Annotated in this window: 23 protein-coding genes; 19 read left to right on the top strand and 4 right to left on the bottom strand. The window is 72.2% G+C overall.

All coding sequences use genetic code 11. The features are described from left to right. Positions 1-8 precede the first annotated feature (8 nt). From AB0C22_RS16570 to AB0C22_RS16545, 6 genes are all read left to right on the top strand, one after another. A complete protein-coding gene (locus AB0C22_RS16570; protein ID WP_219464287.1) occupies positions 9-296 on the top strand; it encodes a GlsB/YeaQ/YmgE family stress response membrane protein in 288 nt (95 codons plus the stop codon). A 213-nt stretch (positions 297-509) separates the two neighbouring features. Further along, positions 510-797, top strand: coding sequence for a GlsB/YeaQ/YmgE family stress response membrane protein (locus AB0C22_RS16565; protein WP_208570119.1), 288 nt, complete (start codon positions 510-512; stop codon positions 795-797). A gap of 299 nt (positions 798-1,096) precedes the next feature. Then, the gene (locus AB0C22_RS16560; RefSeq protein ID WP_357535682.1) at positions 1,097-2,386 is read left to right on the top strand and encodes a sugar ABC transporter substrate-binding protein; all 1,290 of its coding nucleotides are present in this window, start codon (positions 1,097-1,099) and stop codon (positions 2,384-2,386) included. Next, complete coding sequence (locus AB0C22_RS16555; RefSeq protein WP_357535680.1) at positions 2,383-3,369, top strand: sugar ABC transporter permease; 987 nt, start codon at positions 2,383-2,385, stop codon at positions 3,367-3,369. The genes AB0C22_RS16560 and AB0C22_RS16555 overlap by 4 nt, the downstream gene beginning before the upstream one ends. Continuing rightward, positions 3,366-4,196, top strand: a complete 831-nt coding sequence (locus tag AB0C22_RS16550; RefSeq protein WP_219464283.1) for a carbohydrate ABC transporter permease — start codon at positions 3,366-3,368, stop codon at positions 4,194-4,196. Before AB0C22_RS16555 ends, AB0C22_RS16550 begins: the two co-directional genes overlap by 4 nt. Positions 4,197-4,238: 42 nt before the next feature. Then, a complete protein-coding gene (locus tag AB0C22_RS16545) occupies positions 4,239-4,880 on the top strand; it encodes an MOSC domain-containing protein (RefSeq protein WP_219464281.1) in 642 nt (213 codons plus the stop codon). A 21-nt stretch (positions 4,881-4,901) separates the two neighbouring features. Here AB0C22_RS16545 and AB0C22_RS16540 read toward each other — a convergent pair whose 3' ends face one another. Then, positions 4,902-5,765: a hypothetical protein gene (locus tag AB0C22_RS16540; RefSeq protein ID WP_208570114.1), complete on the bottom strand. Its 864-nt coding sequence runs from the start codon at positions 5,763-5,765 to the stop codon at positions 4,902-4,904. 97 nt (positions 5,766-5,862) lie between these two features. Next, positions 5,863-6,645 carry an enoyl-CoA hydratase-related protein gene (locus AB0C22_RS16535; protein WP_219464280.1) on the bottom strand — a complete coding sequence of 261 codons (783 nt, stop codon included), beginning with the start codon at positions 6,643-6,645 and terminating at the stop codon, positions 5,863-5,865. 19 nt (positions 6,646-6,664) lie between these two features. On the opposite strand from AB0C22_RS16535, the gene hemW reads away from it, so the two are divergent. Then, positions 6,665-7,888 carry a radical SAM family heme chaperone HemW gene (gene hemW, locus AB0C22_RS16530; protein WP_357535768.1) on the top strand — a complete coding sequence of 408 codons (1,224 nt, stop codon included), beginning with the start codon at positions 6,665-6,667 and terminating at the stop codon, positions 7,886-7,888. Between the two features lie 91 nt (positions 7,889-7,979). Here the strand turns inward: hemW and AB0C22_RS16525 are convergent, their stop codons facing one another. After that, positions 7,980-8,600 carry a DUF4870 domain-containing protein gene (locus tag AB0C22_RS16525; protein ID WP_208570112.1) on the bottom strand — a complete coding sequence of 207 codons (621 nt, stop codon included), beginning with the start codon at positions 8,598-8,600 and terminating at the stop codon, positions 7,980-7,982. Between the two features lie 236 nt (positions 8,601-8,836). Between AB0C22_RS16525 and hrcA the strand changes: the two genes are divergently transcribed. The 11 genes from hrcA (at position 8,837) to AB0C22_RS16470 (ending at position 19,696) form a co-directional block, all read left to right on the top strand. Continuing rightward, positions 8,837-9,859: a heat-inducible transcriptional repressor HrcA gene (gene hrcA / locus AB0C22_RS16520; RefSeq protein ID WP_208570111.1), complete on the top strand. Its 1,023-nt coding sequence runs from the start codon at positions 8,837-8,839 to the stop codon at positions 9,857-9,859. A 73-nt stretch (positions 9,860-9,932) separates the two neighbouring features. Beyond that, on the top strand, positions 9,933-11,078 hold the full coding sequence (gene dnaJ, locus AB0C22_RS16515; protein ID WP_208570147.1) for a molecular chaperone DnaJ: 1,146 nt from the start codon (positions 9,933-9,935) through the stop codon (positions 11,076-11,078). Between the two features lie 131 nt (positions 11,079-11,209). Beyond that, the gene (locus AB0C22_RS16510; RefSeq protein WP_357535677.1) at positions 11,210-11,944 is read left to right on the top strand and encodes a 16S rRNA (uracil(1498)-N(3))-methyltransferase; all 735 of its coding nucleotides are present in this window, start codon (positions 11,210-11,212) and stop codon (positions 11,942-11,944) included. Positions 11,945-12,325: 381 nt separating this feature from the next. Further along, complete coding sequence (locus AB0C22_RS16505; protein ID WP_357535675.1) at positions 12,326-12,685, top strand: histidine triad nucleotide-binding protein; 360 nt, start codon at positions 12,326-12,328, stop codon at positions 12,683-12,685. A gap of 85 nt (positions 12,686-12,770) precedes the next feature. Then, positions 12,771-14,168, top strand: coding sequence for a serine hydrolase domain-containing protein (locus AB0C22_RS16500; RefSeq protein WP_357535673.1), 1,398 nt, complete (start codon positions 12,771-12,773; stop codon positions 14,166-14,168). A 137-nt stretch (positions 14,169-14,305) separates the two neighbouring features. Beyond that, complete coding sequence (locus tag AB0C22_RS16495) at positions 14,306-15,361, top strand: PhoH family protein (protein WP_219464275.1); 1,056 nt, start codon at positions 14,306-14,308, stop codon at positions 15,359-15,361. 18 nt (positions 15,362-15,379) lie between these two features. Beyond that, positions 15,380-15,853: an rRNA maturation RNase YbeY gene (gene ybeY / locus AB0C22_RS16490; RefSeq protein WP_208570106.1), complete on the top strand. Its 474-nt coding sequence runs from the start codon at positions 15,380-15,382 to the stop codon at positions 15,851-15,853. Then, positions 15,829-17,211 (top strand): hemolysin family protein, encoded by a 1,383-nt coding sequence (locus AB0C22_RS16485; protein ID WP_219470287.1) that lies wholly within the window; start codon positions 15,829-15,831, stop codon positions 17,209-17,211. The genes ybeY and AB0C22_RS16485 overlap by 25 nt, the downstream gene beginning before the upstream one ends. Beyond that, entirely contained in the window at positions 17,204-17,590 is a 387-nt protein-coding gene (locus tag AB0C22_RS16480) for a cytidine deaminase (protein WP_208570105.1), read from the top strand. Before AB0C22_RS16485 ends, AB0C22_RS16480 begins: the two co-directional genes overlap by 8 nt. Next, entirely contained in the window at positions 17,587-18,483 is an 897-nt protein-coding gene (gene era / locus AB0C22_RS16475) for a GTPase Era (RefSeq protein WP_208570104.1), read from the top strand. Before AB0C22_RS16480 ends, era begins: the two co-directional genes overlap by 4 nt. Positions 18,484-18,613: 130 nt before the next feature. Beyond that, the gene (locus tag AB0C22_RS16470) at positions 18,614-19,696 is read left to right on the top strand and encodes an acyltransferase (RefSeq protein ID WP_357535670.1); all 1,083 of its coding nucleotides are present in this window, start codon (positions 18,614-18,616) and stop codon (positions 19,694-19,696) included. Between the two features lie 14 nt (positions 19,697-19,710). Here AB0C22_RS16470 and AB0C22_RS16465 read toward each other — a convergent pair whose 3' ends face one another. Next, positions 19,711-20,487: a DUF4097 family beta strand repeat-containing protein gene (locus AB0C22_RS16465; protein WP_357535668.1), complete on the bottom strand. Its 777-nt coding sequence runs from the start codon at positions 20,485-20,487 to the stop codon at positions 19,711-19,713. Positions 20,488-20,589: 102 nt separating this feature from the next. On the opposite strand from AB0C22_RS16465, the gene recO reads away from it, so the two are divergent. Next, positions 20,590-21,486 (top strand): DNA repair protein RecO, encoded by an 897-nt coding sequence (gene recO, locus AB0C22_RS16460; protein ID WP_208570101.1) that lies wholly within the window; start codon positions 20,590-20,592, stop codon positions 21,484-21,486. The last annotated feature ends 1 nt before the right edge of the window (position 21,487 follow it).

Here is a 21,487-nt window from a genome sequence, read left to right as displayed (position 1 = left end):
GGGCGACCGTGGAGTTCACCGTCTGGGGCATCATCACCGCGCTCGTTGTTGGTCTCATCATCGGCGCTCTGGGCCGTCTGGTCGTGCCGGGCCGCCAGAACATGCCGATCTGGCTGCACATGCTGATCGGTGTGGGCGCCGCGCTGCTGGGTACCGTGCTGGCCCGGGCGATGGGCATCGCCACTCAGACCGCCGGCATCGACTGGACCGAGCTGCTGGTGCAGGTCGTCCTCGCCGCCATCGCCGTGGCCCTGGTGGCCGGTGTGGGTCGCCGCCGCAGCGTCACCCACCGGTAAGTCAAGCGGCACCGCTGAGCGGGCGCCCGACCCCCACGGGGGTCGGGCGCCCGCTGGCGTACGGGGCCGGGCGGCCGGGGGTCGTCGCCGGTGGCGGGCGGTCTAGACCAGATCGTTACCGGAGTCGGTTTGGAAATTCTCCGCTTCGGGAACCTATCGATCACCACAGCAACAAACACTCACCAACGACATATCTACTGAAGGAGGACGGCCGTGGAGTTCACCGTCTGGGGCATCATCACCGCGCTCGTCGTCGGTCTCATCATCGGCGCTCTGGGTCGCCTGGTCGTGCCGGGCCGCCAGAACATGCCGATCTGGCTGCACATGCTGATCGGTGTGGGCGCCGCGCTGCTGGGCACCGTGCTGGCCCGGGCGATGGGCATCGCCACTCAGACCGCCGGCATCGACTGGACCGAGCTGCTGGTGCAGGTCGTCCTCGCCGCCATCGCCGTGGCCCTGGTGGCCGGTGTGGGTCGTCGTCGGGGCGTCAGCCACCGGTGACCCCGCCCGTCGGTCGGTGACCGGCCGGCACGGACCAACTCAGCGGATGCCCGCCCCCGGTTCGGGGGCGGGCATCCGCTCGTCCGGATGGTGACCATCGATCCCGACGGGTCGTCGCGGGGCCTGCCAGAGCGGCCCCCGCCTGCGATACGGTCGCCTCGCCGAACGCCCCGCCGTCCGCCGCCGTGCCGTCGACGGTCCGCTCGCGCGGGGCGGCACCCACCCCTGTCGTAAAGGAAATTTTCCTACTAGGGTGCGGCTGAGAAGGTAAATGCCGGACAGCGCGAGGGAGAAGTGGCGTGAACAGGTGGAAACGGCTGGCCCCGGTCACCGCCATCGTGGCCTCGGCCGCGATGGTGCTCGCCGGTTGCGGCGGTTCCGGCGACGACGAAGCCGCCGACGACAGCAAGCTGACGGTCTGGATGATGGGCGAGGGGAGCGACGCCCAGACGACGTTCCTCGACGGCGTCGAGACCGAGTTCCGGCAGCGGCACCCCGACACCGACGTGGTGGTCCAGTACATACCCTGGCTGGAGGCGCCGAAGAAGTTCCAGGCCGCGCTCGCCGGCGGCGAGGGCCCGGACGTCACCGAACTCGGCAACACCGAGACCCAGGGCTGGGCGGCCCAGGAGGCCCTCGCCGACGTCTCCGGCAGGTTCGGCAGCTGGGCCGACGGCAAGGACGTCCTGCCCGACCTGGTGCGCAACGCGCAACTCGACGGCAAGCAGTACGGCGTCCCCTGGTACGCCGGGGTGCGCGCGATCTACTACCGCACCGACTGGTTCGCCGAGGCCGGCGTGCAGCCGCCGAAGAACTGGGACGACCTGGTCGCGGTCGCCAAGGCGGTGCAGGCCAAGAAGCCCGGCACCTACGGCATCGCCCTGCCCGGCAACTCCGAGCTGCCCTTCTACTCCTTCCTTTGGGGTGCCGGCGGCGAGATCGCCACCGACCAGGGCGGCACCTGGAAGTCCGGTTACACCAGCCCGCAGGCGCGGCAGGCGGTGAAGTTCTGGACCGACCTGGTGACCGTGCACAAGGTCGCCCCGCCCGCCGCCGCCGGATGGAACGAGATCGACGCCCGTACCCAGTTCGCCACCGGCAAGGCGGCGATGGCCTTCGCCGGCAGCTGGCAGGCCGGCGCGATCAAGAAGGACAACCCCGACATCGAGAAGGTCTGGGGCACCTTCCCGATCCCCGGCCTGGACGGCAGGCCGGCCCCGGCCTTCGCCGGCGGCTCGGACATCGCCCTGTGGCGCGACAGCAAGCGGCAGGACCTGGCCTGGGACTACCTGACCGTGCTGCTGAACAAGAAGAACGCCCAGACCTTCGCCGGCAGCCTGGGGTTCTTCCCGGTCTACGCCGACCTCGTGCAGGGCGGGAACTACGCCGACGACAAGCTGATGTCGGCGTTCGCCAGCACCATGCAGCGCACCCGGGTGACGCCGCTGACCCCCAAGTGGGTGGAGGTCAGCCGGACGAAGACGGTCACCCAGGCGATGAACAGCTCGGTCATCAAGGGGCAGAAATCGGTCGAGCAGGCCACCGGTGACGCCGCCGCCGAGATGGAGAGCATCCTCAACGCCAAGTGAGCACGCTGACCGAGCACACCCGGACGGACGCCGCGCGGGAGACCCCCGCGCGGCGACGGTCCCGGGTGGACCGCCTGCCGTACCTGCTCCTGCTGCCCTGCCTGGTCGTGATCGGGGTGCTGCTGCTCTGGCCGTTGGGTCAGGTGGTGACGATGTCGTTCTTCCGGCTCGACAACGTCCGGCAGCTGCGCGGGGACCGGGAGTGGCCGTTCGTCGGGCTGGCGAACTACACCCAGATCCTCGGCGACCCGTTCTTCCGTACGGTGCTGCGCAACACGGTGCTCTTCGCCGCAGCGAACGTGCTGCTGACGATGGTGCTGGGCACCCTGGTCGGGCTGCTGCTGCACCGGCTCGGCCGGAAGATGGCCACCTTCGTGGCCGGTTGCGTGATGCTGGCCTGGGCCACCCCGGCGCTGACCGGCACGATCGTCTGGAAATGGATCTTCGATGACACCTCCGGCCTGGTCACCTGGGCGTTCAACGCCCTGCCCGACGGGCTGTCGCAGGCGCTCTTCGGCCGCACCGACTGGTCGGGTTACGGCTGGTTCAACTCGCCGCTGCTGTTCTTCGCGATCCTGACCCTGGTGGTGGTCTGGCACTCGTTCCCGTTCATCGCGGTGAGCGTGCTCGCCGGGCTCAAGAGCGTACCGAGCGAGCTGCACGAGGCGGCCCGGGTCGACGGGGCCGGCCCGTGGACGGTGTTCTGGAAGATCACCTTCCCGCTGCTGCGGCCGGTCTTCGGCATCCTGGTGGTGCTCTCCACCATCTGGGACTTCAAGGTCTTCACCCAGCAGTTCGTCCTGGCCGGCGGCACCCAGGACCGGCCGACGTTCATGCTCGCCATCTACTCGTACGCCGAGGCGTTCTCCCCACCGCCCAGGTACGGCGTGGGCTCGGCCATCGCGGTCATCCTCACGCTTATCCTGCTGCTGGTGACCGGCCTGTACGTCCGGATGGTGCTCAGGCAGGAGGACGAGTCGTGAAGAAGGTCGCCCTCAACGGTGCGGGCCTGCTGGTGGCGCTCTTCGCCGTCTTCCCGGTCTACTGGATGGTCGCCACCTCGCTGAAGCCCAACCGGGAGATCTTCTCGGCCACCCCCCGGCCGGTGCCGGCACACCCCACCCTGGAGCACTACCGGGAGATCCTCACCGGCAACCTGATCCCGGGCGTGACCTTCGGCGACTTCCTGCTCAACAGCGTGCTGGTGGCGGTGAGCACGGTCGTGCTGAGCGGCCTGGTGGCGCTGCTGGCCGCGACGGCGGTGGCCCGGTTCCGGTTCCGGCTGCGGACCACCTTCCTGATCTTGCTGCTGGTGGTGCAGATGATCCCGCTGGAGGCGCTGGTCATCCCGCTGTTCCTGATGATCCAGCGGCTCGGCCTCTACAACACCCTGCCCAGCCTGATCCTGACCTACCTGGGCTTCTCCCTGCCGTTCGCGGTGTGGATGCTGCGCGGCTTCGTCGCGGCGGTGCCCAAGGAGCTGGAGGAGGCCGCCGCGATCGACGGGGCGAGCCGGTCGCAGATCTTCCGGAAGGTCCTCTTCCCACTGGTCGCGCCGGGCCTGGTGGCGACCAGCATCTTCTCCTTCATCACCGCCTGGAACGAGCTGATCTTCGCGCTGACCTTCGTCAACGACCAGAGCCGCTACACCCTGCCGGTGGCGATGACGTTCTTCTTCGGCCGGGACGACACCGCCTGGGGATCGGTGATGGCCGCCTCCACCCTGTTCACCCTCCCCGTGATCGTCTTCTTCCTGCTGGTGCAGCGGCGGATGGTCTCCGGTCTGGTCGCCGGTGCGGTCAAGGGCTGAGCCGGGACGGTGACCACCCGCGCCCGGCCGTACCCTGGGGCCATGACGGGCAGGGTGGCGGCGGTGAACCTCGGCGTGGTGACGCAGGCGCAGTGGGCGGGCGACGCGAGCGGACGCAGCGGCATCGACAAGCGGCCGGTCGACGGTCCGGTGCTGCTGCGCGCCGACGGGGTGGTCGGTGACTTCATCGGTGAGCGGGCCCAGCACGGCGGCCCCGACCAGGCGGTCTACGCCTACGCCCAGGAGGACGCCGGCTGGTGGTCGGCCGAGCTGCGCCGCGACATCCGCCCCGGCGGCTTCGGGGAGAACCTCACCACCTGGGCGGTGGACGTCACCGGCGCGGTGATCGGCGAACGCTGGGCCGTCGGGTCGGCGCTGCTCCAGGTCACCAAGCCGCGTACCCCGTGCCTGACCTTCGCCGGCTTCTGGGGGGTGCCCGACCTGATCAAGCGGTTCACCGTCCGGGCCATGCCCGGGGCGTACCTGCGGGTGCTGCGCGACGGCGAGGTCGGCGCGGGCGACCCGGTCGAGGTGGTGGACCGGCCGGCGCACGGCGTCACCATCGGCGAGGTGTTCCGGGCCACCAGCCTGGAACCGGAACTGCTGCCCCGGCTGCTCGACGTCCCCGACCTGCCCGAATCGACCCGGGAGAAGGTGCGTCGCCGGCTGAACGTCGCCGGCTGACCGCACCGGCCCGTCGACCCGTCAGGCGCGGTCGGCGAAGACCTCGGCCAGCACCCTCGCCTCGGTCGGCCGGCCGTCGGAGACCTTCGCCCACCGGCCGTTGTCGGCGCTCCACTCCAGACCGTCGAAGCGGACCCGTTTCACCCCGTGGTCGGGGGCGTGCGAGACCAACCAGTGCGCGTACCGCCAGCCGTCGCGGACGTCCGTGGCGGGCACCGTCACGTCGGTCAGCTCGGCCACCGCCCCGGCGTCGGGCAGACCCCAGTCGAGGGTCAGGCCACGGGTCAGCTCAGCCGCCGCCGCCTGCCCGCGCATCACCGGGGTACGCCCCACCGTGCAGGCCACGGCGCCGGTCGCCTCGCCGAGCAGGGCCCGCGCCAGCACCTGGGACTCGTCGGCCCACTTCTGGTACGCCGTCGGGTACGCCGACCGCTGCACCGCCTGGGCGGCGTCGGTGACCTCCATCCGCTCCCAGCCGCGCACCTTCTTCAACGCCTTGTAGAACCGGGTCGCCGCGTACCGCTGGTCGCGGATCTGCTCCGGGGTGCCCCAACCCTGGCTGGGGCGCTGCTGGAAGAGGCCGAGCGAGTCCCGGTCACCGTGGGTGAGGTTGCGCAGCCCCGACTCCTGGTAGGCGGTGGCCAGGGCGACCACCACGGCCTGTTCGGGCATCTGCCGTTGCATGCCGATCGCGGCGATGGTGGCCGCGTTGGCCATCTGGTCGGCGTCGAGCTTCACGGTGCCGTCGGCCTGAACGGTGCAACTGCGGCCCGCGATGGGGAGCCGAAGCTCCCCGTCGAACTGACGGACTCCCCAGCCCCCGACGATGGCGAACAACGCCACCACGACACCGGCTGCCACGAATGTCCGTGTCCGCACCCGCACCTCCTGTTTCAGGGTCGGAGCCAGCCTACGTCGTCATCCGGGGACCCCGGGTCGGTCGACCGGTTCACGTTCCCGCACGGAATCGGAAGAAACCAGCTCAATCCGTCGGTACCCAGGCGGCGTCCCGCCGCTCGCGGAACGCCGCCACGCCCTCGCGGCCCTCGGCCGACAGGAAGTAACCGGTGGAGCGGGCGGACAGGTCGGCGATCTCCGCCCGCAGGTCCGTGGCCGGCGGTCGGCGCAGCAACTCCTTCGTCCCGGCCAACGCCCCCGGCGCCCCCCGGACCAGCGACGCGCAGTACCCGGCCACCGCCGCGTCCAGCTCGGCGGCCGGCACGGCGGCGGTCACCAGGCCCACCTCGGCGGCCCGCCCACCGTCGAAGGTGTCGCCGGTCAGGTACAGCTCGGCAGCGGCCCGGGGATGCAGCCGGGGCAGCACGGTCGCCGAGATCACCGCCGGGATCACCCCGATCCGCACCTCGGTGAAGGCGAACGTCGCCTCCTGCGCGCAGACCGCCAGGTCCGCCGCCGCGATCAGGCCCAGACCGCCGGCCCGCGCCGGCCCGGCCACCTTCGCCAGCACCGGCTTCGGGCACTCCCGCACCGCCACCAGCACGTCACCGAGCATCCCGGCCGGCACCGACCCGCTGGCGTACGCCGCCGCCGTCTCCTTCAGGTCCGCCCCGGAGCAGAAGACCGGACCGGTGTGGTCCAGCACGACCACCCGGACCGCGTCGTCGGCGACCGCCGCGGCGATCCCGGCCAGCAGCTCGGTCATCAGCGCCGTGGACAGCGCGTTGCGGTTGTGCGGGCTGTCCAGGGTGAGCGTGGTCACCCCACGGGCCGTGGCGACCCGCACGAGTCGGTCGGGAGAGGTCATGCCGGGCACACTAGTGGCCATGCCCGGCGTCCTTCCAGATGGTGAGACCGTTCCCGTCGACGGCGCACTGCCCACCACCGCCCTGCGGGAGGTCGGCGCGCGCGGTTTCGGCGTCTACCTGCACGTGCCGCTCTGCGCCAGCCGCTGCGGCTACTGCGACTTCAACACCTACACCGCCGCCGAGCTGGGCGCAGGCGTCAGCCGGGAGTCGTACGCCGACACCGTGCTCGCCGAGTTGGCGCTCGCCGCAAGGGTGCTCGGCGACGCCCCGCCACCGAGGGTCGACACGGTCTTCGTCGGCGGCGGCACCCCCACCCTGCTACCCGCCGACGACCTGGCCCGCCTGCTGGACGGCATCGACCGCACCTGGGGACTGGCCGCCGACGCCGAGGTGACCACCGAGGCCAACCCCGAGTCGGTCACCCCGCAGTCGCTGAAGACCCTGCGGGCCGCCGGCTACACCCGGATCTCGCTGGGCATGCAGTCCGCCGCCGCCGGGGTGCTGGCGGTCCTCGACCGGACCCACCGCCCCGGCCGGGCCGCCGAGGCCGCCCGGGAGGCCCGCGACGCCGGGTTCGACCACGTCAACCTGGACCTGATCTACGGCACGCCGGGGGAGCGCGCCGAGGACTTCGCCGCCTCGCTGGAGCAGGTCGTCGCCGCCGGGGTCGACCACGTCAGCGCGTACGCCCTGATCGTGGAGGACGGCACCCGGTTGGCCGCCCGGATGCGGCGCGGCGAGCTGCCGTACCCCTCCGACGACGTGGCGGCCGACCGCTACCTGGCGGCGGAGGCCGCCCTCGACGCGGCCGGGTTCTCCTGGTACGAGGTCTCCAACTGGGCCCGCAGCGAGGCGGGCCGGTGCCGGCACAACCTGCTCTACTGGACCGGGGCCGACTGGTGGGGCCTCGGCCCGGGGGCGCACAGCCACGTCGGCGGGGTGCGCTGGTGGAACGTCAAACACCCCAGCGCGTACGCGCAACGGCTCGCCGCCGGGCACTCGCCCGGCCTGGCCCGGGAGATCCTCACCCCGGCCGAGGCGCACATGGAGGACGTGATGCTGCGGCTTCGGCTCGCCTCCGGGCTGCCGCTGGACGTGCTGGACGACGCGGGCCGGGCCGCCGCCGCCCGTGCGCTCGCCGACGGGCTGCTGGACCCGGTGGCCTACCCGCAGGGGCGGTCGGTGCTCACCCTGCGGGGCCGGCTGCTGGCCGACGCGGTGGTCCGCGACCTGCTGCCCTGAGCGTGGCCCCGCCGGCCCGCCGCGCACCGCAGCGGGGCGGGCCGGGGCCGGCGGTGGTGCCCGACCGGCCGGGGGAGCGGCCGGCCGGGGTTCACTTGATGAAACTGGTGGACATCGGGTAGCGGTAGGCCTGACCCTCGTTGGCCTTCATGCCGGCGATGATCCCGAACAGGATCTGGATCACCACGACCGCGATGCTGGGCAGGAAGAGCAGGCACCAGCTCACGAAGAGCAGCACGAACGCGATGATCGACCAGAGGATCTGGAAGTTCAGCGCGGCCAACGCCTGCGCCCGGACGGCCGGCGACTGCTGACCGCGTACCAGGTAGGCGATCAGCGGGGCGACGAAGCCGAGCGGGCCGAGGCTGATCAGCGCGCCGGCGGCCCCGCCGAAGTGCGCGACCAGCGCCCAGGTCTTGTCCTCGCTGTTGGCGTATCCACCGGTCGGGGCGCCGTACGCGCCGGCGGTCGGATATCCGCCACCGGCCGGGGGGTAGCCACCCGGCGGGCCGTAGCCCCCCGACGGGTCGTAGCCACCCGACGGCGGCTGGTCGCCGGTGGGCGGCGGATACCCGCCGGGCGGGGGATACCCGCCTGCACCCGGTGCCCCGGACAGTGGTGCGGTGGGCGGCTCATATGGCGAGCCCTGGCCAGCGTTCGGGTCCGGCGGGTAGCCGTCCCCCGCGCCGGGCGGGCGAGGTGGTTCAGTCATGCCCGTCACGGTAGGGGCTGCTGGCAAGGGTGCACCAGAGCGACACTGGTGAGGTTGGCCTCGACATTCGGTCAGCGGCCACGCCGGCAACCCACCGGGGCGGTCGCACCGACGGTCCGTCGTTGATCAACGCAGCGGCGGTACTGCCGTCGTAGACTGGCACTCGCTACAGTCGAGTGCCAGAGCGCTCGCCGGACGCGTCAGAAGTCCGGTCGCCGTGCGACAGGAGGTGGGAGATGGGTCTCGACGACCGCAAACTCGCCGTGCTGCGGGCGATCGTCGAGGACTACGTCGCCACGCAGGAGCCCGTCGGCAGCAAGACGCTCGTCGAGCGGCACCAGCTCGGGGTCTCCCCGGCGACCGTCCGTAACGACATGGCGGTGCTGGAGGAGGAAGGCTACATCCGCCAGCCGCACACCAGCGCCGGCCGGGTGCCCACCGACCGGGGCTACCGCCTCTTCGTCGACCGGCTCTCCCGGGTCAAACCGCTCAGCCCCGCCGAACGTCGGGCCATCGAGCGGTTCCTGGTCGGCGCGGTCGACCTCGACGACGTGGTGCACCGCACCGTACGGCTGCTGGCGCAGCTCACCCGGCAGGTCGCCGTCGTGCAGTACCCGTCGCTGGCCCGCTCGTCGGTGCGGCACCTGGAGCTGGTGCCGATCTCCACCACCCGGCTGATGCTGGTCATGATCGCCGACACCGGGCGGGTCGAGCAGCGGCTGGTCGAACTGCCCACGCCGGTCCCCGCCGACGACGTCACCGACCTGCGCCGGCTGGTCAACGAGAAACTGGTCGGCAGTCGGCTGTCCGACACCCCACCGCTGGTCCAGGCGCTGGTCGAGGAGTCCGCGCCGCACCTGCGCGGGGCCATGACCACCCTGTCCACCGTGCTGCTGGAGACCCTCGTCGAGCGCACCGAGGAGCGGTTGGCGCTCGCCGGCACCGCCAACCTCACCCGGGGCGGCCTGCTCGACTTCCAGGGTTCGCTGCGACCCATCCTGGAGGCGCTCGAAGAGGAGGTCGTCCTGCTCAAGCTGATCGGCGAGGCCGAACCGAGCACCACCCGGGTGCTGATCGGCGACGAGAACGAGGTCGACAACCTGCGGGCCGCCTCGGTGGTCAGCACCGGGTACGGCCCCGGCAGCACCATCGTCGGTGGGCTGGGCGTGCTCGGCCCGACCCGGATGGACTACCCCGGCACCATCGCCACGGTGCGGGCCGTGGCACGCTACGTGGGCGAGCTGCTGGCCCAGAACTGACCAGTCAGGGCCGACGGCCGGCTCCGGCCGCCGACCGGCGCAACGCGAGACGAACATGAGGACACGGAACGCAGTGGCCAGGGACTACTACGGCATTCTCGGCGTCGGCCGGGAAGCCTCCGATGACGAGATCAAGCGCGCCTACCGCAAGCTGGCGCGGCAGTTCCACCCGGACGTCAATCCGGACCCGGAGGCACAGGAGAAGTTCAAGGACATCAACGCCGCGTACGAGGTCCTCTCGGACGACCGGAAGCGGCAGATCGTCGACCTGGGCGGCGACCCGCTCGCCCCGGGCGGCGGGGGCGCCGGAGGCCCGGGCGGCCCCGGTGGGGCCGGCCCGTTCGTCGGCTTCCAGGACATCATGGACGCCTTCTTCGGTGGTGCGGCCGGTGGGGCGCGCGGTCCGCGCCCGCGTACCCGCCCCGGAGCCGACGCGATCCTGCGGCTGGAACTGGACCTGCACGAGACCGCCTTCGGCGTCGAGGCCCCAATCACCGTCGACACCGCAGTGCTCTGCACCACCTGCTCCGGGGCGGGCACCGCAGCCGGCACCCACCTGGCGACCTGCGAGGCGTGCGGGGGCCGGGGCGAAGTGCAGTCGGTGCAGCGGACCTTCCTCGGCCAGGTGGTGTCGGCCCGCCCGTGCACCGTCTGCCAGGGCTACGGCACCACCATCCCGCACCCCTGCCCGACCTGTGCCGGCGACGGCCGGGTGCGGACCCGCCGCTCGCTGACCGTCAAGATCCCCGCCGGGGTCGAGGACGGCATGCGGATCCGGCTCGCCCAGCAGGGTGAGGTCGGCCCGGGCGGCGGCACCGCCGGTGACCTCTACGTCGAGATCCACGAGCGCCCGCATGACGTCTACTCCCGCAAGGGCGACGACCTGCACTGCCGGGTCACCGTCCCGATGACGGCCGCCGCGCTGGGCACCCGACTGACCATCAAGACGCTCGACAGCGAGGAGACGGTCGACGTCAAGGCCGGCACCCAGCCGGGCAGCACGCTGCGACTGCGCGCCCGGGGCGTACCGCACCTGCGGGGCACCGGCCGGGGTGACCTCTACGTCCACCTGGACGTGCGTACCCCCACCAAGCTCGACGCCGACCAGGAGAAGATGCTGCGGGACTTCGCCAAGACCCGGGGCGAGGAGGTCGCCGAGCTGAGCAAGCAGGGCGGCTTCTTCTCCCGGATGCGCGACGCCTTCAACGGCCACGCCTGACCCCGGGCCGGCTCCGGTCAGCTCGGCCCTCGGACGGTTTCCCGGTCCGGTGGTTTCCCGGTCTGGGTTTCTTGGTCCGGGTGGTGGCCCGGTCCGGGGCGGTGGGGGCCGGGCCGGTTAGCCTGATCGGCGTGTCCGCGCCGCTGTTCCTGGTCGAGTCGCTGCCCACCGCCGACCAGCTCATCCTGGACGGCCCCGAGGGCCACCACGCCGCCACCGTGCAACGGCTGCGCGTCGGCGAGGAGCTGCTGCTCGCCGACGGTCGGGGTGGCACCGCCACCGCCGTGGTCACCGCCGTCGGCCGGGGCACCCTGGACCTCACCGTCACCTCCCGGGGGTACATCGACGCGGACGTCCCCCGGCTGGTCGTGGTGCAGGGCATCGCCAAGGGCGACCGGGGTGAACTCGCCGTGCAGGCGATGACCGAGGTCGGGGTGGACGAGATCGTGCCCTGGGCGGCGTCCCGCTCGGTGGTGCAGTGGCGCGGCGACCGGGGCGTACGGGCCAGGGAGAAGTGGGCGGCGACCGCCCGGGAGGCGGCCAAGCAGGCCCGTCGTGCCTGGTTGCCGGTGGTGGCGGGAGCACCGGACGAGTCCACCGCCACGGTGGCCCGCCGGATCGCCGGGGCCGGCGCGGCGTTCGTCCTGCACGAGGAGGCCGAGGAGCGGCTGACCACGGTCGAGCTGCCGACCACCGGCGAGATCATCCTCGTGGTCGGCCCCGAGGGCGGCATCGCCCCGACCGAGTTGACCGCCTTCACCGAGTCCGGCGCCCGCCCGGTCCGGTTGGGCCCCTCGGTCCTGCGTACCTCCACCGCCGGCGTGGCCGCCCTCTCCGTCCTCTCCACCCGCCTCCCCCGCTGGTAACCCCCTCTTCCCCTCCCTCCCTCGCCCCACCTCCGCCCCACCTCGCCCCGGCCAACCTCCCTCGTCCCGTGATCAAGAGCTTTACGTCATCCGCGAGCCCAATCCCGCCCTAAACCTCTTGATCACCGAGCCCACCACCCAACCCTCGGCGTTGGTGGCTGGTGATCAAGAGGTTTGGGTCATCTGGGGGCTTGAAATTGGCGTAAAGCTCTTGATCACCGGGACGAGAGGGCTGGCCGAGGCGGGGCGGGGCGGGGCTGGGTGGGGTCGGCGGGCTGGGCCGGGTGGGGTGGGCTGGCGGGGGATGGGGCGGGTCGGGGTGGCGGGGAGTGGGGGTGGTGGGGGAGTGGGGGTGGTGGGGGTGGTCTTTAGAGTGGGGGGATGGGAGCTGACTGTCTGTTCTGCCGCATCGTCGCCGGGGAGATTCCGGCCACCATCGTCAAGGAGACCGCCGGCACCCTGGCGTTCCGCGACATCGGGCCGAAGGCGCCGGTGCACGTGCTGGTCATCCCCAAGGAGCACTACGCCGACGTGGCGACGCTCGGCCAGGGTGACCCGGCGCTGGCCGGTGAGGTGCTGGCCACGGCTGCCGCGGTGGCCGAGGACGAGGGGCTGACCGGCGACGGCTTCCGGCTGATGTTCAACACCGGCCCGTACGGCGGGCAGGAGGTCTTCCACGTGCACGCCCACCTGCTCGGTGGCGCGCCGCTCGGACCGATGCTGGCCCGGGACCTGGCGTGACCTGCGGAGGCTGCCCGGGGCCGGGCGTGACCACCGCCGGCGACCCGGCCTGCGACGTGACGGTCGTCGACGATCGGAGACCGGTGTGACGTCCGAGGCGGGACCGGGCACCGGCCCGGCCGCCACCCACCGGTTGGCGCGGCTGGTCCGGCAGGTCCAGGCGCAGGCCCGGGTGCCGGCCCTGGCGGTGGCGTTGCACCGGGCCGACCGTCCGCTCTGGACCTGCGAGGTCGGCGGCACCGGCAACGACACCGTGCTCGGCCCGCGCAGCCGGTTCCGGATCGGTTCGGTCACCAAGACCTTCACTTCGGTGCTGGTGTTGCAGTGCCGCGACGACGGCCTGCTCGACCTGGACGACCCGCTGGGCCGGCACCTGGACCTGCCGGCGCACGGCGAGCTGACCGTACGCCGGTTGCTGTCGCACACCGCCGGGCTGCAACGGGAGCCGTACGGGGACGTCTGGGACACGCTGCGCGCGCCGCAGGTGGACGAGTTGATCGCCGACCTGGTCCGGGTCGAGCGGGTGCTGCCCACCGGCCGCCGCTACCACTACTCCAACCTGGGCATGGCGCTGCTCGGCCGGCTGGTCGGCGCGCTGCGGGGCGGCACCTGGGCCGAGGTGCTCGCCGACCGGGTGCTCACCCCGCTGGGGCTGGCCGACACCTCGGTCGACCCGGGGTCGCAGGCGGTGACCGGGTTCCTGGTCGACGCGTACTCCGACGAGGCGCATCCGGAGCCGCCGACCGACTTCGGGGCGGTCGGGCCGGCCGGCCAGTTGTGGAGCACGGCGACGGACATGGCCCGGTGGGCGGCGTTCCTGGCCGACCCGGGGGCCCTCGACCCGGGCGGGGCGGTGCTCGCCCCGGCCACCCTGGACGAGATGCGCTGGCCGGTGACGACCACCGACGAGACGGCCTGGAAGGCCGGCTTCGGCCTCGGCCTGATTCTGGTGCCGTACCCGGACCGGGTGGTGCACGTGGGGCACGACGGCGCGATGCCCGGTTTCCTGGCCGGGGTCTACGGCCGGCGCGGTGGTGACGGCACGGCCGGCGCGATGGGCTGCGCGGTGCTCGCCTCCTCGGGCACGGCGGCGCAGGTGCTGGAGCTGCCGCACCGGTTGCTGGCCGCCGCCGCCGAGCACGACCCGGCGGACATCCCGCCGTGGCGTCCGGGCACGGGTGCGCCCGGGCCGCTGCGCGGGGTGTTGGGCCGCTGGTGGGGCGAGGGATTCGAGTACGTCTTCAGCTGGCACGAGGGGACGCTGCGGGCCCGGGGCGCGGACGATCCGGTGGGCCGGCCCCCGGCGGTCTTCGCGCCGACGCCGCAGTCGCCTGACGTGTTCCGGACCGTCGCCGGGCGGGAGGTCGGGGAGTTGCTGCGGCTTACCCGGGACGCTGACGGCACGGTGGTCGCGATGCACTGGGCCACCTACCGCTTCACCCGTCACCAGGAGACCTTCGACCGGTACGACTTCCGGGCCTGACCGGGCGACCGGGCCGGGAAATTCGACGCGGTGCCGCCGGTGCGGAGCGGATACGATAGGCGTATCGTCCGCACGCCGTGCCAGCAGGGCACGGCGCGAGATGGAAGCAGGTGGCGCAGGGCCCCACGGCCCGACCTATGACCGGCACCCCACCTCCCGGCCCGCCCCGGGTGCAGACCAGGATCACGGTTCCCGATGCCAAGATCATGGTCAACCTGCTCGGCGCGGGCGACGAGATCCTGCGACTCGTCGAACGTTCGGTCACCAGTGACGTGCACGTCCGTGGCAACGAGATCACCATCACCGGTGCGCCCGCGGACAATGCTCTCGCCGAGCGCCTCTTCAGCGAGCTGCTCGAACTGATCGAGAAGGGCGAGACCCTGACCACTGACGCTGTCCGGCGTACCGTCGGCATGCTCGAACAGGGCGGCACCGAGCGGCCCGCCGAGGTGCTCACCCTCAACATCCTCTCCCGGCGCGGGCGCACCATCCGCCCCAAGACGCTGGGCCAGAAGACGTACGTCGACTCGATCGACGCCAACACGATCGTGTTCGGCATCGGCCCGGCCGGCACCGGCAAGACCTACCTGGCGATGGCGAAGGCCGTCCAGGCGCTCCAGGCCAAGCAGGTCAGCCGGATCATCCTGACCCGGCCGGCGGTCGAGGCGGGCGAGCGGCTGGGCTTCCTGCCGGGCACCCTGAACGAGAAGATCGACCCGTACCTGCGCCCGCTCTACGACGCGCTGCACGACATGCTCGACCCGGAGTCCATCCCGAAGCTGATGGCCGCCGGCACGATCGAGGTCGCCCCGCTGGCCTATATGCGGGGAAGGACGTTAAATGACGCTTTCATCATTCTGGACGAGGCGCAGAACACCACGCCCGAGCAGATGAAGATGTTCCTCACCCGGCTGGGCTTCGGTTCCAAGATCGTGGTGACCGGTGACGTCACCCAGGTGGACCTTCCCGGTGGGACGGCCAGCGGGCTGCGGGTGGTCCGGGAGATCCTGGTGAACGTCGAGGACGTGCACTTCGCCCAGCTCTCCAGCGCGGACGTGGTCCGGCACCGGCTGGTCGGGGAGATCGTCGACGCGTACGCCCGCTGGGACGAGCGGGAGAACCAGCAGGCGCAGGGCGTGCACGCCGTGCCGGGGCGGACCGCCCAGGGCGGCCGGGCCGGCCGCCGCCGCTAACCAACCAGAGGAAGACAGTTGTCCATCGAGATCGCCAACGAGTCCGGTGTCGAGGTCGACACCGACTCCGTGCTCGCCGTGGCCCGGCACGCCCTCGACGAGATGGGGGTCAACCCGCTCGCCGAGCTGTCCGTGTTGCTTGTCGACATCGGCTACATGACCGAGCTGAACCATCGTTGGATGGGCGGTGACGGCCCCACCGACGTGCTCGCCTTCCCCATGGACGAGGGCAGCGTCGACCACGGCCCGGGGGAGAGCGCCCCGGCCAGCGGTGAGCCGGCCCTGCTCGGTGACATCGTGCTCTGCCCGGAGGTGGCGGCGAAGCAGGCGGCCACCGCCGGGCACACCGCCGCCGACGAGCTGCACCTGCTCACCGTGCACGGGGTGCTGCACCTGCTCGGCTACGACCACGCCGAGCCGGAGGAGGAGCGGGAGATGTTCGCCCTCCAGGCCCGGTTGCTGGCCAGCTGGCGGTCGACCCGGTCGCGGTGATGGACATAGTCGCGGCCGGCCCGACCGCCGGCCTTCCCGATCTTCAGCTGATCTTCTTCGCGGCCGGGCTGGTGGTGCTCGCCGGCCTGATCGCGATGACCGAGGCCGCGCTGGCCGCGGTCTCCCCGGCGCGGGCTGCGGAGCTGGCCCGCGACGGGGCGCGCGGCGCGCGTACCCTCCAGGCCGTCGCCGGTGACGTGGTCCGCCACCTCAACCTGTTGCTGCTGCTCCGGCTGCTCGCGGAGCTGACCGCCACCACCCTGGTCGCCCTGGTGGCGGTGGACAGCTTCGGCGCGGGCTGGCGGGCGGCGCTGGTGACTGCCGGGGCGATGACGGTGGTCAGCTTCGTGGTGGTCGGGGTGGCCCCGCGCACCCTGGGCCGGCAGCACGCGTACGCGGTGGGTCGGGCGGTGGCGCCGCTGGTGCGTTGGCTGGGCCGGGCGCTCAACCCGCTGGCCTCGCTGCTGATCCTGATCGGCAACGCGGTCACCCCGGGGCGCGGTTTCCGGGAGGGGCCGTTCGCCACCCAGGTGGAGCTGCGGGAGCTGGTCGACTTGGCCGAGCAGCGGGGGGTGGTGGAGCACGGCGAACGCCAGATGATCCACTCGGTCTTCGCGCTCGGCGACACCATCGCCCGGGAGGTGATGGTGCCGCGCACCGAGATGGTGTGGATCGAGGAGGGCAAGGCCCTCTCCCAGGCGTTGGCGTTGTTCCTGCGTTCCGGGTTCTCCCGCATCCCGGTGATCGGGGAGAGCGTCGACGACGTGCTCGGTGTGCTCTATCTCAAGGACCTCATCCGGCATACCCGGGGTGGTGACCTGCGGGCGCACCAGACCCCGGTGGCCGAGCTGATGCGACCGGCGACGTTCGTGCCGGAGTCCAAGCCGGTCGACGACCTGCTGTCGGAGATGCAGGCCGCCCGCAACCACCTGGTCATCGTCGTCGACGAGTACGGCGGCACCGGTGGCCTGGTCACCATCGAGGACATCCTGGAGGAGATCGTCGGTGAGATCACCGACGAGTACGATGTCGAGCGCCCGCCGGTGGAGCACCTGGCCGACGGTGCGGTCCGGGTCACCGCCCGGCTGCCGGTGGAGAACCTGGGCGAGTTGTTCGACACCGACCTGCCCACCGACGAGGTGGAGACGGTCGGTGGCCTGTTGGCGCAGGCCCTGGGGCGGGTGCCGATCCCGGGTGCCGACGCCGAGGTGGCCGGCCTGAAGCTGGTCGCCGAGGGCACCACCGGCCGACGTAACCGGATCGACAGCGTGCTGGTCAGCCGGGTGCCGTCGACCGGGGGCCCCGATTCCCGTGACAACCAGAACAGCACCGAGGAGAGGCAACCCGCCGATGCCTGAGACACCCGCCGTGCCGGCCGCCCGGCCCACCCCGTCCGATCCGGCCGAGTTGAGCGCCGAGGACGGCAAGCTGGTCGTGCTGGCCCGTGGCGCCCGGGCCCGGGTGGCTGCCGTGGAGGGCGCGGCGGTCCGCGACCAGGACGGCCGGACGTACGCTGCGGCGAGCGTTTCGCTGCCCTCGTTGACCGTCACGGCGCTCCAGTTGGCGGTCGCCTCGGCGGCGGCGGCGGGGGCGAGCCGGTTGGAGGCGGCGGCGGTGGTGACCGAGGCGTCGACCCTGGACGGGGCGGGGCACGCGGCGGTGCGGGATCTGGCTGCGGACGCGCCGATCCACGTGGCCGCCCCGGATGGCACGGTCCTCGGCACGGTGGTCGAGTGACCGGCGTGGAGCAGCGGCCGTACCGGGCGGGTTTCGGGTGTTTCGTCGGGCGGCCGAACGCCGGCAAGTCGACGCTGACCAACGCCATCGTCGGCACCAAGATCGCGATCACCTCCAACAAGCCGCAGACCACCCGGCACGTGATCCGCGCGGTGCTGCACCGGCCGGAGTCGCAGCTGGTCCTGGTCGACACCCCCGGCCTGCACCGGCCCCGGACGCTGCTCGGTGAGCGCCTCAACGACCTGGTGCGCACCACCTGGACGGAGGTCGACGTGATCGGCCTCTGCATTCCGGCCGACGAGCCGGTGGGTCGGGGCGACCGGTTCATCAGCGGCGAGTTGAGCGAGTTGAAGGCCACCGTGCTCGCGGTGGTGACCAAGACCGACCTGGTCGACAAGCGGCGGCTGGCCGAGCAGTTGCTCGCGGTCAGCGAGCTGGCCGACTTCGCCGCCGTGGTGCCGGTCAGCGCGGTCTCCGGGCACCAGGTGGACACCCTGGTCGACGTGATGACCGGTTACCTGCCGCCGTCGCCGCAGCTGTATCCGGACGACATGCTCACCGACGAGCCGGAGCAGGTGCTGGTCGCCGAGCTGATCCGGGAGGCGGCCCTGGAGGGGGTCCGCGACGAGCTGCCGCACTCCATCGCCGTGGTGGTGGAGGAGATGATCCCCGAGGGTCAGCTCATGAAGATCTATGCCGACGTCTACGTCGAGCGGCCCAGCCAGAAGGCGATCGTGCTGGGCCACCGGGCCAGCCGGCTCAAGGAGGTCGGCACCACCGCCCGCAAGCAGATCGAGGAGCTGCTCGGCACCCGGGTCTATCTGGACCTGCACGTGCGGGTGGCCAAGGAGTGGCAGCGGGACCCGAAGCAGCTGCGCAAGCTGGGTTTCTGACCCGTACGCCGGGGTGAAATCCGGACACCGATATGGGAAGTTTCACGTCAGGCCCCGATTAGCAGCGGTTTCACAGGTCGGGTGCGCAGGGTAGGGGACGTTCATCCGTCCCCGACATAGATGCAGCCTGATGCGTAACCGATATCTGGACCTGCTCCGTTTCCTGGCCATCGTCCGGGTCGTGGTCTACCACGTCACCGGGCTGGCCACGCTGACGCTGATCTTCCCGGCGATGTCGATCATGTTCGCCCTGGCCGGGTCGCTGATGGCGGCGTCGATGGACCGGTACGGCGTGTCCGCGCTACGGCGTCGGCTGCGCCGTCTGCTGCCCTCGCTGTGGGTGGTGGCGGTGATCTTCGTGCCGGCCATGCTGCTCACCGGGCTGGAGTTCACCCCCCGGGTGGTGATCTGGTTGTTCCCGATCACCGACCCGCCCGCCAACTACTGGGGCGGGCTCGCGCTCAGCCCGATCTGGTACCTGCGGGACTACCTGTGGTTCCTGCTCGCCTCCCCGGTGGCGCTGTGGCTGTTCCGCCGGGCCCCACTGCCCACCCTGGCCGCCCCCTACCTGCTGCTGGTCGCGATCGAGGTGGGTCTCCTACCGACCACCTCGGCGGTGCTGCGCGCCTTCGGCCTCTATTTCGGGGCCTGGCTGCTCGGCTTCGCCCACCACGACGGCATGTTGTGCCGGCTGGCCGACCGGGTGCTGGTGCCGGTGGCGGTGCTGCTGGCCGGGGCCGGCACGACGTGGATCCTCACCCACCCGGGGCCGCGCGGCTACGACCTCAACGACATCCCGCTGGGCAACGCCCTGTGGTCGGCGGCGTTCATCCTGGTGGTCATCGGCCGGGCCCCGGCCACCGCCGCCTGGGTGGACCGGAACCGGATCTTCAGCCGGCTGGTGACGGTGGCGAACCGGCGCGCGTTGACCGCCTACCTGTGGCACATGCCCTTCGTGGTGGCGCTCACCCCGCTGGTGGGCCTGGTCGGCTGGTCACCCCGGGACCCGTGGGGGCTGGCGATCCGGGTGGTGCTGGTCTTCCTCCTGGTCGCGGTGGTGACCCTGCTGGTCGGCTGGGTGGAGGACGTGGCGGCCCACCGCCGCCCCGAACTGGTCCCCGGCCGCCCGCACCCCCGCCCGGCGACGGCGTCGCCCGGCGTCCCGGCACCCCGGACACCCGAGGCCGACACCGCCGAGATCAGGGCCCGCTGAGGTACGCCACCCGCTCAGCGCTGCACGACCGTCAGGTTTCCGCTGCCAGCCTCCAGGTCCAGCACCAGCGGTGCGCCCGGGTCGTTGGTGACCCCGATCTCGGTGTCCCCCGAGTCGACATTCGACTTCACCCGGTACCGGCCGGCCGGCACCGTCAGCTCGACGTCCCCGCTGCCGGCGTGGGCCCGCGCCGAAGCCGGCCTGCTCAGGGTGAGCGTGATGTTGCCGGAACCGGTCTCGGCGGAGACGTCGCCACCGAGCCGGGTGCCGGTGACGTCGCCGGAGGAGGCCCGCAGGTCGACCGGGCCGGTGACGTTGAGCACCTCGATGTTGCCCGACCCGGTCTCGGCCCGCACCGGGCCGGCCGCCTCGATGATCCGGATGTTGCCCGAGCCGAGGGTGAAGTCGACCGAGCCGATCCTGTTCAGGTCCACGTCACCCGAACCGGTCTCCCCCTGCACCCGCACCCCGGGCGGGGCGGTCACCTCGTACGACACCGAGCAGCGGGGACCGCACTCGGTGTCCAGCACCAACTCGTCACCGGTGATCTCGTACGTGGTGTCCGGCTGGTCACCCTGGTAACGGAGCACCCGCTTGACGCGTACGCCGGTGGCGGGGCCGGTCGCCCGGACCACCACGTCCCCGGAGCCGGGCCGTACGGTGATCCGGGCGATCTTCGCCGCCTCGGTGGTGTCGAAGTCCAGCCGCCGGAAGGAGAGCGTGTCGCACCCGGTGACGAGGATGAGGGCGGCGGTCGCACCCAGGGCGACCGCGCTGCGGGGAAGAGCCATGCCCAGCAACCTACGACCGTCGCCACCTGCGGCACATCGGGGGCGAAGCGCGGGCCCACCCCGAGCCGACCCTGATTTCCCACCCCGAGGGAGAATGACCGGATGGCCGGGTACCGCCGACAGCTCTACCGCGACGACGCGGTGGTGCTGCGCGTGCAGAAGCTGGGCGAGTCCGACCGGATCATCACGCTGCTGACCCGCCGGCACGGCCGGTTGCGCGCGGTGGCCCGGGGGGTACGCCGCACCACCAGCAAGTTCGGCGCCCGGCTGGAACCGTTCGGCCACGTCGACCTGCAACTCGCCGGCGACCCGAAGGGCAACACCGGCAGTTCGCTGCACAGCGTCAGCCAGGTCGAGGGCATCGACCTGTACGGCAAACGTTTCCTCGGGGACTACCCCCGGTACACGGCGGCCAGCGCGATCGCGGAGACCGCCGAACGCCTCACCCCCGTCGAGCGGGAACCGTCGCTGCGGCTGTTCCAGCTCACCCTCGGCGCGCTCAAGGCGTTGTCCCGGGGTGAGCACGCCACCACGCTGGTGCTCGACGCCTACCTGCTGCGCGGGATGAGCCTCGCCGGGTGGGCGCCCGCGTTGACCGCCTGCGCGGTCTGCGGCACCCCGGGGCGGCACCGGGCGTTCTCCGTACCCGCTGGGGGTGCGGTCTGCCCGGACTGCCGGCCACCCGGCGCGGCCCACCCCGCGCCGGCCACCATCGACCTGATGTCCGCCCTCACCAGCGGCGACTGGCAGGTCGCCGACGCCACCGCCACCGGGGTACGCCGGGAGTGCAGTGGCCTGGTCGCGGCGCACCTGCAGTGGCACCTGGAACGCGCGCTACGCTCGCTGCCGCTGGTCGACCGGGGTGGCCCGACGCCCGGTGCGCCGGACACCGGCCCGGTGGGCGGCGGGCCGACGGGGGACGACGGGGGTGCCCCGGGTGGCCGGGTGCCGCCGCCCCGGGTCGGCGTGGAGGGTGGGGACAAGGAGATGACCGAGTGAT

It is taken from the genome of Micromonospora sp. NPDC048894 (genome assembly GCF_040649765.1).
In the GTDB taxonomy this organism is placed as follows: Bacteria; Actinomycetota; Actinomycetes; order Mycobacteriales; family Micromonosporaceae; genus Micromonospora; species Micromonospora antibiotica.
This window is presented reverse-complemented; position numbering and strand designations above follow the sequence as displayed.